The sequence below is a fragment of the uncultured Desulfosarcina sp. genome, assembly GCF_963664155.2.
GTDB lineage: Bacteria > Desulfobacterota > Desulfobacteria > Desulfobacterales > Desulfosarcinaceae > Desulfosarcina.
The window spans coordinates 3,325,268-3,339,832 of record NZ_CAXXXH010000001.1 but is presented as its reverse complement, the minus strand read 5'-3'; the positions used below and the strand labels follow the sequence as shown (position 1 = coordinate 3,339,832).

Annotated in this window: 11 protein-coding genes and 1 riboswitch; of the genes, 10 read left to right on the top strand and 1 reads right to left on the bottom strand. The window is 56.4% G+C overall.

Going from position 1 to position 14,565, the window contains the following annotated elements; translation table 11 throughout:
• Positions 1-138: 138 nt before the first annotated feature.
• The gene (locus tag ACHZBS_RS15145) at positions 139-462 is read right to left on the bottom strand and encodes a DUF2845 domain-containing protein (protein ID WP_319407357.1); all 324 of its coding nucleotides are present in this window, start codon (positions 460-462) and stop codon (positions 139-141) included.
• Between the two features lie 306 nt (positions 463-768).
• Between ACHZBS_RS15145 and ACHZBS_RS15140 the strand changes: the two genes are divergently transcribed.
• The 10 genes from ACHZBS_RS15140 (at position 769) to ACHZBS_RS15095 (ending at position 14,505) form a co-directional block, all read left to right on the top strand.
• Positions 769-969: a hypothetical protein gene (locus ACHZBS_RS15140; protein ID WP_319407356.1), complete on the top strand. Its 201-nt coding sequence runs from the start codon at positions 769-771 to the stop codon at positions 967-969.
• Positions 970-985: 16 nt separating this feature from the next.
• Positions 986-1,519, top strand: coding sequence for a tRNA (N6-threonylcarbamoyladenosine(37)-N6)-methyltransferase TrmO (tsaA, locus tag ACHZBS_RS15135; protein ID WP_319407355.1), 534 nt, complete (start codon positions 986-988; stop codon positions 1,517-1,519).
• 99 nt (positions 1,520-1,618) lie between these two features.
• Complete coding sequence (locus ACHZBS_RS15130; RefSeq protein WP_319407354.1) at positions 1,619-2,221, top strand: FmdE family protein; 603 nt, start codon at positions 1,619-1,621, stop codon at positions 2,219-2,221.
• 45 nt (positions 2,222-2,266) lie between these two features.
• Positions 2,267-2,457: riboswitch (cobalamin riboswitch) on the top strand.
• Between the two features lie 139 nt (positions 2,458-2,596).
• On the top strand, positions 2,597-4,567 hold the full coding sequence (locus ACHZBS_RS15125) for a TonB-dependent receptor (protein WP_319407353.1): 1,971 nt from the start codon (positions 2,597-2,599) through the stop codon (positions 4,565-4,567).
• 189 nt (positions 4,568-4,756) lie between these two features.
• Positions 4,757-8,689: a cobaltochelatase subunit CobN gene (locus ACHZBS_RS15120; protein ID WP_319407352.1), complete on the top strand. Its 3,933-nt coding sequence runs from the start codon at positions 4,757-4,759 to the stop codon at positions 8,687-8,689.
• A 2-nt stretch (positions 8,690-8,691) separates the two neighbouring features.
• On the top strand, positions 8,692-9,438 hold the full coding sequence (locus ACHZBS_RS15115) for a DUF2162 domain-containing protein (protein ID WP_319407351.1): 747 nt from the start codon (positions 8,692-8,694) through the stop codon (positions 9,436-9,438).
• Entirely contained in the window at positions 9,435-10,076 is a 642-nt protein-coding gene (locus ACHZBS_RS15110) for a MotA/TolQ/ExbB proton channel family protein (RefSeq protein WP_319407350.1), read from the top strand. The genes ACHZBS_RS15115 and ACHZBS_RS15110 overlap by 4 nt, the downstream gene beginning before the upstream one ends.
• Positions 10,045-10,419 carry a DUF2149 domain-containing protein gene (locus tag ACHZBS_RS15105; RefSeq protein ID WP_319407349.1) on the top strand — a complete coding sequence of 125 codons (375 nt, stop codon included), beginning with the start codon at positions 10,045-10,047 and terminating at the stop codon, positions 10,417-10,419. Before ACHZBS_RS15110 ends, ACHZBS_RS15105 begins: the two co-directional genes overlap by 32 nt.
• 29 nt (positions 10,420-10,448) lie before the next feature.
• Positions 10,449-12,479, top strand: a complete 2,031-nt coding sequence (locus tag ACHZBS_RS15100) for an adenosylcobinamide amidohydrolase (RefSeq protein WP_319407348.1) — start codon at positions 10,449-10,451, stop codon at positions 12,477-12,479.
• Positions 12,480-12,636: 157 nt separating this feature from the next.
• Positions 12,637-14,505, top strand: a complete 1,869-nt coding sequence (locus ACHZBS_RS15095; RefSeq protein WP_319407347.1) for a TonB-dependent receptor — start codon at positions 12,637-12,639, stop codon at positions 14,503-14,505.
• Positions 14,506-14,565 lie beyond the last annotated feature (60 nt).

Below are 14,565 nucleotides of genomic sequence, written 5' to 3'. Positions count from 1 at the left end.
TCGGTCTGGCAAACGGAATGGGGCGTTTGCCAACGTTCCCTTCAGTCCCATGCCGGCATATTTGATAACGTCCCCCGAATGTCCTCGCTCACCACCAGGCCCTGGCCGTCACCTGGACGGGTTGGATGGCACGGTTACCTATTGACTGCCGGCATTTTTAATTTCAGCCAACTGGTTTCCTTCGAATACCAGACTGTAATAATATCGTTTTCCGTAATACGGTACTGAATAAATCCATTCTTCGATTTTCATTACCCTAATTCGTTCTGCATCTTGAATTTTGTCAATATAGCCTATAATTTCTATACTTTCCGGTTCACCACATGACAAACGCACTTCCTGTTTTAAATCCCCCAAAGATGCAGAACCTCCATTTCCACAATTTAGCAGGGATTCAGCGTGGAGGGAGGTCGCAGTGAAAAAAAACAATGAAATTAGGAACAGCGGGGCGCGATGTTTCATAATATTCTCCTTATTCAGCGTTAAGGCTTCCGGGGACAGCCCCCCTGTCTGTGTAAAAAGCCTTTGGGTTTCCGCTTTCGGCGAAATGGGTAGACATGAGCGGCCGGTCCCCTGGAACCCGGTCAATTTCGTCCTTTGCCCCAAGAATTAGTCATTCATCATGATATGAAAAAAGTCGGTTGATTTGGAATCAAGGTTACACATGTCCGCAAGAAAAATGCAGCCTGTTTGAAGCCGCACCTCCTTTTTCTTCGATATACGCCTGTAATAAAAAAGAAAAATACGGATACAATGAATGATTATTGGGTGGCTGATCTGAAAATCGGCTTCTCGGAGAAGAATCTTCCCTTCATTGATACCTTGAAAATTTCGCTGGAATTCAGCAATCTATTTGACGAAGCGCATGTTTCGCCGATCAATGCCATAGATGACAGTCGGGCGGGAAAAACGAGCGACTATGTTGGCGAACCCTTTACGACCCTGTTGACCGTCCCACTTGAAATTTAATGAAAAGGAAAACGAAATGACAAAAATTTCACCCATGCAGCTCAATCCCGTCGGCGTGGTTCGGAGCGACATCAAAACCCCCATGCTGACCGCCGACGAATCGGACCTGTCACTTGCCGAACGCATAGATAGAATCAAGGCATACCACCGCCAGGTGAAAGCATCCGTGTGCGAGTTGGTCATCGACTCCCAATGGGAAGAACTTCTTGACGGGATAGAAGGTTTTTCGCACATCCTGGTTCTCTACTGGCCCCACCTGATCGATCCAGAGCGGCGCAAGTTGAGAAAAGTCCATCCCATGGGACGCAAAGACCTTCCCAGGCAGGGAATTTTTGCCACCTGCAGCCCGGCCCGGCCCAATCCGGTGCTGGTATCCGCGGTGCCGCTGGTGGCCAGAATCAATAATGTACTCCAGGTCAGAGGCTTCGAAGCGATGGACGGCAGCCCCATCATCGATGTGAAGCCCTATTCCAAAAGCTACCTTCAGGTGGAAAATCTCAGCATGCCTGCCTGGATGGAGCAGATTCACCGGGAGATGGAATCCGACTGATACCATTCACACCCTTTCGGAAGTGAACAAAAAAGGTTCCTCGATGGCCTCTGCGCCTCGAACGAAACCGGTTGCACACGCCAATCAAGGAGGATTCAAATGAATGCGCAACAGATCATGGAAAGCGATAACTTCAAACGCTGCGAGGCCTTTCACGGCCACGTGTGCGGCGGTCTGGCCATCGGTTACGTCGCGGCCACGGCCGGGCTGGCATGGCTGCGGGAAAAGCGTGCCCTGGACGAGGAATTGGTGGCCATCGTGGAAACCGACGCCTGCTGCGTGGATGCCGTCCAGGTTCTCACCGGCTGCACTTTCGGCAAAGGCAACCTCATTTATCGGGACTACGGTAAGATGGGCTTTACCTTTTTCAACCGACGCACCGGCCAGGGGGTGCGCCTGGCTATGAAGCCTGACACTTTCCGGGTCAACGAACGGCAGATCGACCTGTTCAGGAAAACACGCGATGGCAGCATTACGGATGCGGAAAAGGCCGAACTGAAAGCATTGGGTATGCAGCGGACCGTCGAGGTGCTGGGCACCCGCGCCGAAGACCTGTTCAGCATGACGCCGGTGACCGCCGGCATGCCGGACAAGGCCCGCATCGAGCCGTCCACACCCTGTAGCCGCTGCGGTGAACCCACCATGGCATCCAAGCTGGAGATGATGCAGGGGACAATGGTATGCCGCGGGTGTCTGATTTAGCAGTTTTTTCCAAAATGCCTTGACAAAAAATACAAGTCCGATATGAATAGGCCGATTCGCTCAGGTGCTCAAAATGAGCTTTTAAGGGAACCCCGTGCAAATCGGGGACGGGCCCGCCGCTGTAATCGGGGACGAAAGCCGTAAAAACACCACTGACGGTCGTTGACTGTCGGGAAGGTTACGGCCGGTAGGATGATCCGTGAGTCAGAAGACCTGCCTGAGATGAATGAGTCGCGAACGCGTGGACCGTGTCCGGCTCGTAACAGATTGCCGCGGATAAAAATGGGACATCCCCGGATCGAAGCGTTTATCGGTCCGGGGATTTTTTTTCTCCGGACGAACCGCCATCTTTATACTTCAGGAAGGAGCTGGGTGATGAAACAATGGGGCGTTCGTTGGATTGTCATGGGATGGATGTTGCTGTCAGTTGCGGCATGGGCAGGCGAGGTCGTCGAAAATAGCGGAGAAAATGTACCGTTGCTTGAGACGGTGGTGGTCACCGCGGGAAGGGTGGAGGAAAAGAAAACCGATGTGGCCACGAACATCACCGTGGTAACCGAAGAGCAGATTAAGGAATCGTCGGCCCATGATCTGGGGGACGTGCTCGCCCAGCAGGGATTTATGATCCGGGAATATATCAATTCGTTGGGAACGACGAAGATTCGCGGCTTCAGCACCGACACCTACGGCGAAGAACTGAACGGTTATGTGTTGATCCTGATCGATGGACGCCGATCCGGAACCGGAGACCTCACCAAAATCAATGTCGACAACATCGAGCGCGTGGAAATCATCCACGGGCCGGGATCCGTCCAGTACGGCGCCTCGGCGGCGGGAGGCGTCGTCAATGTCATCACCAAAAAAGGCAGTGGGAAACCCACCCTGTTCGCGGAGGGGACGCTGGGCAGCTGGGGCTACCATAAAACCGGTGCCGGCGCTTCGGGGCAATTCAAGGCGTTGGATTTTTCACTCAGTGCCTCGACGGAGTCCCAAGACGATTACGACACCGCCCAGGGAGACACCTACCATAATACCGGCTTTGATGCCAAAGATAGGGTCAGCATGAACGCGGGTTGGACGTTTATGACCAACCAGCGTGTCGGGCTGACCTACACCGACTATCAGGGGGACGGCATCGGCAATCCTGGCTATCTGAGCCAGAACGATCTGGATGATTATGGGAACCATGACCTGCACTCTGTCGATGCCGTTTATGACGGCCAGACAGACGATGGGGCATTCCTCTGGAAACTGCGCTATTTTGACGGCAAGGAAGAGTACGAAACCTATGATCCCGAATTTTACGGGGACACGCCGTCCTACTTTCGGGAAACGGATCAACGGGGGGCACAGGCCCAATTGACGGGCAAGTGGACCCATGTCGATGTGACCGCCGGATTCGATTGGCTCAATTATGAGATCACGAATACCTATTCGACCGGGGAAAACACCTATGACAGCCCGGCGGCATTTCTCCTGGTCAAGGCAAAATTGCTTGACGAGAAGCTGATCCTGTCCTTGGGCGGGCGTCATGACTGGTATTCCATCGAAAGCGATCAGAACCGGAGGATCGATGAGACCAACTGGTCCACCAGCCTGGGGGTAGTCTATAAGATCACGCCGGCGTGGCGGGTCCGTGCCAACTACGCCGAAGCCTTCAAAATGCCGACCCCCGATCAACTGTTCATGTACAATGACTACGGTCCCATATGGGGCATCTGGACGGGAAACCCCGACCTGGCTCCGGAGACCAGCCAGACCTATGAAATCGGAATGGAATTTTCCAGGCGCAGTTTCTCCGCCGGCGTGACCTATTTTTATACCGACTTCACGGATAAAATCGCGTATACCTATGACGCTGCCGATAACCTGACCCGATACAAGAATGTTGAGGGTGCGACCATCGCCGGCATCGAGGGCACACTGGACTTCGATATCGGGGCATTGTTCGACTGGACCTATGAGCTGGCGCCATACGCTACCTTTACCCAGCTTATGAAATACTGGAATGAGGAGGCCGACGAAGACCTTCAGTATACGCCCGAATGGACGACATCCTGTGGTCTGCGGCTGGCCAACCGTGACATCGGATTCGTATCCCGCCTGAACATCACGCACACCTCCAAACAGGACATCACCGACTATGAAGGCACCGGTGAAACGACCCTTGGCAGCTACACGGTTGCCGACCTGACGATTTCCAAGACCCTCTTCGCGTTTGAAAAACACGGTGATGTTTCCATCAAGGCGGATATCCGCAATCTTTTCGACGAAGACTATGCAACCATCCAAGGCTATCCCATGCCGGGTCGAAGTTTTTATCTGGGGCTGAAATACACGTATTGAGAGCTGAAGGCTGAGGGTTGAGGGCTGAGCGATGAGGGAGACGCCGCTGCAAATGGACCGATCGGAGTCTGATGATTCTCTCTCACCCCGGTCCTCACCCTTTGGAGCAAAGGGAACCTGTTCGGATAACACCCTCTTCCTCAAAGTAGGGCGTGAGGACCGTATGACAATAAATATGGGAATAATGCAATGAGATGTTTTCGACCAGGAATGCAGACTGTTTTTCTCATCGTGGCTTCCGGCATTCTCATCCTGCTGCCGTTATCGGCCAAGGCCGATAGGGTGGCGATCCTTGAAGTCGATATCAACAGCTACCAGGTTCACCAGGCCGTCAAGCAACTGGACCTCCCCGTATCCATTGAAACCCGCTTCTTCACCTTTGCCGATCTTGGCACCGACCCAGGGGCCAGGGACTTCATTGCCGGTTCGACGGTGGTCTTCGTCAATGTGATGATGCCGGAGCTGGCCAACTACATGGTCGATAAAGGTCTCATGAGCGGTCGCCACGTATACGCCCTCAACCGGGCCGGGGACCCCGAAGCCCTGGCCCAAAAGGAGTACCTGTTCGATGATGCGGTTATCGATTACTATCATCATCGCAGCGTCGCCAACCTGATCAGCATGGTCCGCATGGCCGTGCAGCGGCACATGGATGCCTCGGTCTCCTTTAATGCACTGGAAAAGGTTCCCGATGTTTGTATTCACCATCCGGCCGCACAGATCAATTTTCAGGACCTACACGCCTTCGATACCTGGGATGCCGGTCGCACAGGCCATGATCCAAAAAATCCGCGCGTGGGCATTATGTTCTACGGCACCACCTTAAAGGAGGGGCAGGTGGAGGCGGCCGATACCCTGATCCGGCAACTGGAGGCGGCCGGCTTCAATGTGCTTCCCTGTTTCGGTCCGGTGGGACTGATTTTCGACCGGTATCTGAAACCGATTTCCGGCAGATCGCCGGTGGATCTGCTGCTAACCTTCAGCATGAAATTCTCCTCGGGCATCAACGATGAAATCCGATCGACGCTGATGGCGTTGGATGTGCCCGTTTTCAATGTCATCCGGCCCTACGGCGAAACCATTGCAAAGTGGCGACAAAGCGAAGTGGGACTGGGTCCCATGGAAACGGTCTGGGCTGTGGCCACCCCCGAGTTTTCCGGCGCCATCGAGCCGACGGTGCTGGCAGGCAAGCAGGAGATCGTCGACGGGGAAACCGGACGGCATCTGTTTGTGTACGAAACCATCCAGGAAGCCATCGATTTTCTCATCCCGCGGCTGAAAAAATGGGTCGCATTACAACGAATGGCCAACTCGGAAAAGAAAGTCGCCATCATCTACTACAACCACAGCCAGGGGAAACAGAACATCGCCGCCGCCTACCTGAACGTTTTCCGCAGTCTGCAATTCATTTTGGCACGCATGAAAAAAGAAGGGTATTCCGTCCAGGGGCCGGAGAAGCTGACCGAGCAGAAACTGCAGGACCTGATTCTCAGCGGCGGCAGAAACATCGGTTCGTGGGCGCCCGGAGAACTGGATGCCCTGCTGGCCGCCGGCGAAGCCGAGACGGTTTCCCTGGCGGAATACCAAACGTGGTTCGAGCGCCTGCCCGAGAAATTCAAAAAGCCCGTTCTCGATCAGTGGGGCCCACCGGAGGCCTGCACGATCATGACCAGGGACGGTCGGCTGGTGTTTCCCATGGTCAAGCTGGGCAATGTGGTGCTGCTCCCCGAGCCAGCCAGGGGATGGACCGACGACCCCATGAAGCTCTACCATGACACGACCCTTTATCCCCATCATCAGTACATCGCTGCCTATCTCTGGCTTTCCGAAAATTTCAAGGCTGACGCCATGATCCACCTGGGGACCCACGCCACCTACGAGTGGCTGCCCGGCAAGCAGGCTGGCCTGCATCCTTCCGATCCGCCGGAAGTCATGACCGGCGACATCCCCAACATCTATCCCTATATCGTCGACGACGTGGGCGAGGGCATCCAGGCCAAGCGCCGGGGCCGGGGGGTGATCATCGACCACCTCACTCCGCCCATGAAGGAAGCCGACCTCTACCACGAGTACGCCCGGCTCCACGAGTTGTTTCACAAGTATGAAATCACCGCCGCCGGCGGCAGCGAAACGGCGCCCGAATATATGCGGCAGATCAGCGAGATCATAAAGGAGACCGGTATTGCCAAGGATTTGGCGATCACCGAAATGAACCTGGAGGCCATGGAAAAGATCCATCTCTACCTGCACGAGATCGACACCAACTCCCTGCCCTATGGCCTGCACACTTTCGGCAGACCCTACGAAACGGAGGCGGCGGAAGAGACCGTTCGGTTGATCATGAACCAGAACCCCACCGTGGACAAAACCCGGGTGACCAAGGCGCTGAATCGCTCGCCTGTTCAGGAGATGGATAACCTGATTAGCGCCTTGAACGGGGCATACGTGCCGGCCGGGGAGGGGAACGATCCCCTGCGCAACCTGGCGGCAATACCCACGGGCAGGAATTTTTACGGCTTCTCGCCGGCCAAGGTGCCCTCCAAGGCGGCCTGGGAGGTGGGCAAGCGCGCCGCCGAAAAGATGATCCGGGAGAAACTGAAAAAAGAGGGGACCTATCCGCAGAAGGTCGGCGTGGTGCTCTGGGCCACGGAGACCACCCGCAACGAGGGAGTGAACGAGAGCACGATTCTCACCCTTATCGGCGTCGAACCGGTCTGGGATGCCACCGAACGGGTGATCGGCAGCCGGGCGATTCCCGGGACGCAATTGGGCCGGCCGCGCATCGATGTGCTGATCAATCCGTCCGGGCTCTACCGGGACATGTTCCCCGACAAGCTGATCTTCCTGGACGAGGCGGTCCAGAAAGCCATGGCCCAAACCGATATAGAAAATTTCCTCGCCGGCAACCAGGCGACCATCAAGGATACGCTGATGGCTTCGGGCATGGCCGAAAGGGAGGCCGAGGTGCAGTCGCGTTTCCGGATTTTTACCGAAACGCCCGGTTCCTATGGCAACGGCGTGGAAGAGATGGTCGGCGCGTCGGGGTTGTGGGACGCCGACGACGCCGTCAGCAACGTCTACCTGAATCGTACCCAGTTTGCCGTGGGGCAGGGTCAATGGGCCGTTCCCGTCAAAGCGGCATTTGCGGAAAACTTGCGGGGGGTGGACATTGCGGTGCACTCTCGCTCCAGCAATGTCATCGGCATCATCGATACCGATGATTTTTTCATGTACCTGGGTGGCATGTCTCTGGCCGTCAAAAATGTCCGGGGCGAAGCCCCGGACACCTTGGTGACCCTGCATCGCCGAAAAGACGAAGTCATGGTCGAAGATGTGGCCAAGACCATCGGCCGGGAGCTGCGTACCCGTTATCTCAACCCCCAGTGGATCGAGGGGATGAAAAGGGAAAACTACGGGGGTGCCCGCCAGATGGCTGATTTTGCCGAGAACCTGTGGGGCTGGCAGGTAACCGTACGCGACGCGGTGGATGCAGCTAAGTGGCAGCAAGTCTATGAAGTGTATGTGGAAGATAAGTACGGTCAGGACCTCGAGCGCTTTTTCAATACCCACAACCCCTGGGCTTACCAGTCCATGACCGCGCGCATGCTGGAAGCGGTGAGAAAAGGGTACTGGTCGGCCGACGAAACGGTCAAACAAAAACTGGCCGCCGAATACGCCGTCAATGTGGTGGAGAAGGGCGTGGCCTGCTGCGACCACACCTGCAACAACCCGATGCTTAACCAGATGGTGGTCAGCATCATTTCCCTGCCGGGCGTTCTGTCGCCGGAAATGGTTGAACAATTCAAGCTGGCCATCGAAAAGATGGCCGCAGCATCCCTGGAAACGCAAACCCTTGAGAGAAACGATCTACTGGAGAAATTGAAGGAAAGTCCGGGCAACAGAAAATCGACGGCTGAACCAAATGCCCCTGAAGATAAAGCCGTTGCGGCTCAGACAGACAGCCCGGCGGAGGCCGAGCCGGTCGAGGGGTATAAGATGCAGGATATGGATACCCCTGACCAGACCACCGACCTGAATTCATCGGGCGTTCAATGGATGGCTTCGTTGTTCGTCCTGTTGGTGCTGGGGTTGTTTTTCTGGGGCCTGAAACGGAGAAAATAGACATGCTGTACAAAAGTCTCATTCTGGGCGTGTTGTTCGGCATCGGCATTTTCGCCGTCAAAAGCGGCGTGGGAATCGCCTATGTGGTGTGGCGGCAGCGGAGTAAACGAGCCGTCGCCCTCGGATTCACCCTTTTTGCCATCGTCTATGCGCTGGTCTTCGCCGTTGCCGCCGTAATCCTGCCCCGCGTGGATCCGGTGCGTCACCTGACTGCCGTCCAGACCTTTATTCAGTCCGGCATGCTCGTGCACCTGATCATGGCCGGCCTGATGATGGGCTGGGGGATCGTGCTGCTCAAACAGAAAACCACTTCCCGGTCATCAAGCCGTGGCTGGTTGATGCTGGTGCTGCCCTGCCCGGTGTGCATTACGGTGATCCTGCTGTCGACCGGCTTTTTGATCACCTGTTTCCCGGAGCATCCGTTGCGGGTGACAGCCATGCTGTACCTTGTCTTCGTGCTGATCAGCCTGACCGCGTCAGGCGTGGTTTACCGATATGGCAACCTGTCGGGCATGGCACCCGACATGTTTCTGGGCTGCGTCATGTTGCTGATGGCGGCCTATTTTATTGTTTCGGTGAACGTCATGCCCCAGTTTGCCGGTCTGGACAAGGTGTATCGCCTGGCCTGCTACGATGCGGGGGAACCGCCCCGGGCTGGCATCCAGACGGTTCTGTTGGTCATCTTCACCGCCGCTGTTTTTACAGCTGGCTACGTTTTTACCACCAGGAAAATAAGGAGCCTCACATGATTGACCTGGGTGCACTGCTCAAAACCGTTATCTATCTCATCTCCTCTTCCTTGCTCTATCCGGTATTGTTGCTGTTGGTGGCGTTGACCCTGGTGGTCATCGTCTACGCAGGATCGTTTTTTGCCGAGTGGCTGGAGCGGGTGCGGCTGAAGCCTTGCTCCCCACAGGAGCTTCCGGTGCTGCTTAAAAACGGCCAGCCGTCGGCATCGGTTACCCACCGGGTGAACCATTATGTCCGGACGCTGCAACACGCCCGACGGTCGGAAGCGTCCGCTGAAATAAATATCGAGAATCTGTTGCAGGAGACCACACTGAAGCTTTGGAAATCCATGGATCGGCTGAGAATTCTGGTGCGCGCGGCACCTTCATTGGGCTTGATCGGCACCCTGATTCCCATGGGTACCGGACTGGCCGCGCTTGGGCAGGGAGACATGACCCGGCTGACAACGGATCTGGTGATTGCCTTCACAACCACCGTGGTTGGACTGGCCATTGGAACCATGGCCTTTTTTCTTTACACGGTTCGCCGGCGCTGGATCGAAGAAGACATCAAAAACATGGAACTGGCCACTGAAATGCTGATGAGCGACGAAAAACGGAGCGGGTATGAAATACTTAAAGCAGCGGCGAACCAGTAGTGCCGCCAGGGCGTTCGGCGATCCGGCGTTTCGGGACGACGATCCCATGACCGGAGTGGCCAACCTGTTCGACATCGGCCTGGTTTTTATCGTAGGACTGCTGATGACGCTGTTCAGCGCCTACCGCCTCCAAGACCTGTTCGACCAGACATCGGAGATGACCATCATGAAGCAAAAGGCTTCGGGAGAGATGGAGATCATCACCAAGAAAGGCAAGAAAATAGAAGCCACCCGAGTGACCCGGGAAACGGCCAAGGGCATGGGCAACCGCTTAGGGGTGGCCTACCGGCTGGAGAATGGGTCGATGGTGTATGTGCCGGACGAAAACGGGCATGAGCGATGAACGATCAAGCGACTGTGGAGAATATTTGGATGAAAAACGGATGGTGCGGTAAACGATTGTTGCTATTGACAATGGTCTGCTGGCTTTTTCTGTACCCGCTTGCGTGGGCGCAAAGCATCCATGTGACCGACGATGCCGGCAACACCCTCCATTTCGAGGCGGTGCCTCGAAAGGTGGTCTGTCTGGTACCGTCAGCCGCGGAAATAATTTTCGCCATCGATGCCGGCGATGCCTTGGCCGGTATCACCCATCATAGCAGCGACCTTTGCGGTGCCGCCGAAAAACCCCTGGTTGGCGGATTCTTTTCACCGTCTGTCGATCGGATCATGGCCCTTGATCCGGATCTGGTGATCACCTCATCCTTTCATTCGGAGCGGATCGCAGCGATCAGTGTCGGCGTTCCGGTGCTGGTGCTCAATACCCGTCGGATGGACGATGCCTTTCGGCATATACAGCTGTTGGGTGCTCTTTTCGGACGTCAGGCAGCGGCCGGGGAACTGGTGGAGAAAAACCGGCGCCAGCTCGATCTGATCGCCCGCAAAGTGGCCACCATTCCACCGGCGCAGCGTAAACGGGTCATGCGCCTGATGGGGCGTAGTGCGATCATGACCCCGGGAAGCGATTCCTTCCAGAACGAGATGATCCGAGCCGCCGGGGGCATTCCTCCCGACTTCGGCAAGACCGGCAGCGTGGTGCCAGTGACCCGACAGGAGTGGAATCAATTCAATCCCCAGGTTCTCTATGGCTGCGGCGGGGATCGCCAGGCGTCCGAAGGTATTGCGGAGCAGGACGGATGGGACTGCGTCGATGCCGTCAAGAATCATCGATTTTACACCTTGCCCTGCGAATTGACCTGCCGGGCCGGTGCCCACCTGGGTGATTTCGTCAGCTGGCTGGCTTCGTTAATCTATACGGAATCGTTCTCCAATGCCGAAGGGGATGTGCTGCCTCGCCAGATAATCGACCGCCGGCCGGTTTCCATTGACCTGGACTATGTACGCGCGGCAGCTGTCGCCACCAGCACCATTCACGATTTCGCCAACAAAAGCCTGATCGTCGATTTTACATCGCCGCGCAGCATCGTCTCCACCCTTGAGGGCGGGCGCAATGGGGTGCTGACGGTGGGCAACCACTACTCGCCCCCGCCATGCTGGGCACTGACCCCCATGGCGGGATTGGACGCTCTTTTCAAAGAGATTTACCCGGTAATCGGCAAGGAGAAAGCCAGCACGGCGTTTCTCTTCACCGGAGCTGATATGGACAATCTGGCCGTAAAAAAGGAAACCTTCAAAGCCATGACCGTCTATGGTCTCGTAACGGCAGGGGTAAGGGGAAATGCCGTTCGAATGTCCCGGGACGTGGGCAACTACTACGAGCCGGGAACCATCAACATGATTTTTCTCACCAACATGCACCTGACGCCCCGAGCCATGACCCGGGCGATCATCTCGGCCACCGAAGGCAAAAGCGCAGCCCTGCAGGATCTGGACATCCGCAGCTCGTATCAACCGCTAAGTTCGGCGGCCACGGGTACGGGAACCGATAACATCATCGTCGTCCAGGGCGACGGACCGATTGTCGACAACGCCGGGGGGCACTGCAAAATGGGGGAGTTGATCGCCCGCACGGCCTATGCGGGGGTTTGTGAGGCGATTCTCAAACAGAACGGCATCGCCCCCCGACGCAACGTCTTTCAGCGGCTGATCGATCGCCATCTGAGTCCCTTTCAACTGGTTGACGAGGCCAATTGCGATTGCAGGAGAGAAAAAAACAGGTTTGCCGGTGCCGTCGAGTCGGTTCTGCTGGACCCGGCCTATGCCGGTTTCCTCGAATCTGCCATGGCCATCGCTGACGGCAGCGGCCGGGGAACAGTCAACGACCTCGAATTGTATGAAGCCTGGTGCAGGGATGTGGCCGAGCGGATTGCCGGCCGGCCGGTGGCGGCGTTGAACCGTTATTTTACCGATACGGATATGCCCGTACCCCTGGCCAAGGCGCTGGATGCCATTTTTACGGGTGTATCGATGAAGAGTGATAAGGGGAAGCATAAAAAACAATAGAACGTCCACCATTGAATGGCGAATAAGGCATTATTAACACTCACAACGATTTCGGGTGAAAATGACTGGAATTTACCGGCAACGCATTGGCGAAAAGAATACTTCTCGATTTGAAACAGACGTGTGGAACAGGCGGTATGCAATGAGGGTGGCCCGGATGTTGGGGATAACCCTGCTGTTGTTAGGCCATTGCGCCGTATACGGGCAGTCGGACCACGGGCAAGGACATGGAACCGCGTCACCGGTTGTTCTGGATGCCGTCGTGGTGACCGCCGAACGAATCGACGCGTACGTACAAAACCATCCCGGACAGGTGGTTGTCCTGGGGCAGGAGGAGATCCGGCAGCGCAACATGCTCAGCGTGGAAGAAGCCTTGGGCACCATGGCCGGAGTGGACGTGAAGCAAAGTGCGGGGGTCGGTTCGCGCATCTCCATTCGCGGATCGGGGAAGTCCGGCAACGTCCTGGTGCTGCTCAATGGCCGGCCCCTGAACAGCAGCCAGTACGGTGGTGCGGATCTGTCCACTATTCCCGTCGATATTGTCAAATCCATCACCGTATTTAAACCGCCGGTGCCCGTATGGTTGGGACCCGGGGCCAGCGACGGGGCCATCAGCATCGTCACCCGGGATGAAACCGGTAAAAACCAGGAAGATAAAGCGCATGTGACCCGGGTGCGTGCCGCCGGCGGTTCCTATGGGCTTGCCGAAGGAAGTGTCAGCCACCGGGCGAACCTTGACTCAGGGGCTGTCATGGCTACGGCGTCCGGCAACCACCGCGACGGGAAACGCACCAACAGCGACAGGGACAGCGGAAATTTTTCCCTTCACTGGGACAGGCAACTGGCCGGCGAGCGACGGGTGGAACTCGACGGCCGCTACTATGCATCGGAATACGGCTCCGCGGGTCCGGTGGACAACCCCACACCCGATGCCCGCCAAGCCTACCGCAAAGCCTCCGTGGACAGCCGGCTAAGCGGTTTGTTGGGCGATGGGGGCGACTATGCATTGAACCTGTATGGCGACATGATCGACCTGACGGATGAATCCCAGTCCGGACTCACCTCCACCCTGGATGATGTAAAATGGGGGATCAAAGGTGAACATAACTGGTGTGATGAAAACGATCTCTGGGCACTTCGTCTCAACGGCATTTTTGAACGCGACGATGTCGACCACACCCTGTCAGGCGTTCACCACCGAGCCACGGCGGGATTCGGCGCCCAGGCGGACCGACGCTGGAACGCCTTCACCGCTACGGTCGGCCTACGCGAGGACCACACCAGTGATTTTGACTTCAGTCCCGGCGTCAACGCCGGCCTGAGTTATGGGCTGGCCACGCATTGGCAGGCCAAGGTCAACGCAGGATACACGGTGACCATTCCCACCTTCGGGCAGCTCTACCAGCCGAGTCATGGCAGTATCGATCAGGCGCGGGGCAACCCGGACCTCGATGAGGAGAAGATCTGGTCCTATGACGCCGGAATAGAATACCGCCAGGACAAGGACCACCTGATCCAGGTCTCCCTGTTTCGGTCCGACACCCGGGACCCCATCGTCTATCTGCGCGGCACCGACCTGATCTACCGGCCGGCCAACGCGGATCGCTCCTGGCGCCACGGTGCGGAGGCCACGTTCAAATACCTGACGGAAAGCGGACTGACGTTGGATGTCAATGCCATCGCGCAGGACTCCCAGGTTTCAGAAACCGGGAATGAACTGCCTTACACACCCCGGGTCAAACTGAAGCTCTCCCTGCTCTATACCCTGAGGCCCTCGTCCACCCGTCTGGAGACGACGGTGCGCTATGTCTCCGAGCAGTACAGCGAGGCGCAAAACAATGAACAACAGCGGATCGACGACTATGTCACCGTAGACCTCAAGGCCATTTATCCTTTTACGATTAAGACCGTGGCCACCGAATGGTTCGTGACCATCGAAAATCTGCTGGATACCGACTATGAGACTCATTTCGGTTATCCCGACGAAGGGGTCCGGTTTATTTCGGGTTTGAATCTGACGTTTTAGGATAGCTGATGGGCTGCCGGCTGATAGCTGTCAGGAGTAAAGGAATGCTTCCTCTTAAAG

Excerpts from the sequence above, each read along its gene's own strand:
- ACHZBS_RS15145 (WP_319407357.1), bottom strand. The coding sequence starts at position 462 with ATGAAACATCGCGCCCCGCTGTTCCTAATTTCATTGTTTTTTTTCACT.
- tsaA (WP_319407355.1), top strand. The coding sequence starts at position 986 with ATGACAAAAATTTCACCCATGCAGCTCAATCCCGTCGGCGTGGTTCGG.
- ACHZBS_RS15130 (WP_319407354.1), top strand. The coding sequence starts at position 1,619 with ATGAATGCGCAACAGATCATGGAAAGCGATAACTTCAAACGCTGCGAG.
- ACHZBS_RS15125 (WP_319407353.1), top strand. The coding sequence starts at position 2,597 with ATGAAACAATGGGGCGTTCGTTGGATTGTCATGGGATGGATGTTGCTG.
- ACHZBS_RS15120 (WP_319407352.1), top strand. The coding sequence starts at position 4,757 with ATGAGATGTTTTCGACCAGGAATGCAGACTGTTTTTCTCATCGTGGCT.
- ACHZBS_RS15115 (WP_319407351.1), top strand. The coding sequence starts at position 8,692 with ATGCTGTACAAAAGTCTCATTCTGGGCGTGTTGTTCGGCATCGGCATT.
- ACHZBS_RS15110 (WP_319407350.1), top strand. The coding sequence starts at position 9,435 with ATGATTGACCTGGGTGCACTGCTCAAAACCGTTATCTATCTCATCTCC.
- ACHZBS_RS15105 (WP_319407349.1), top strand. The coding sequence starts at position 10,045 with ATGAAATACTTAAAGCAGCGGCGAACCAGTAGTGCCGCCAGGGCGTTC.
- ACHZBS_RS15100 (WP_319407348.1), top strand. The coding sequence starts at position 10,449 with ATGAAAAACGGATGGTGCGGTAAACGATTGTTGCTATTGACAATGGTC.
- ACHZBS_RS15095 (WP_319407347.1), top strand. The coding sequence starts at position 12,637 with ATGTTGGGGATAACCCTGCTGTTGTTAGGCCATTGCGCCGTATACGGG.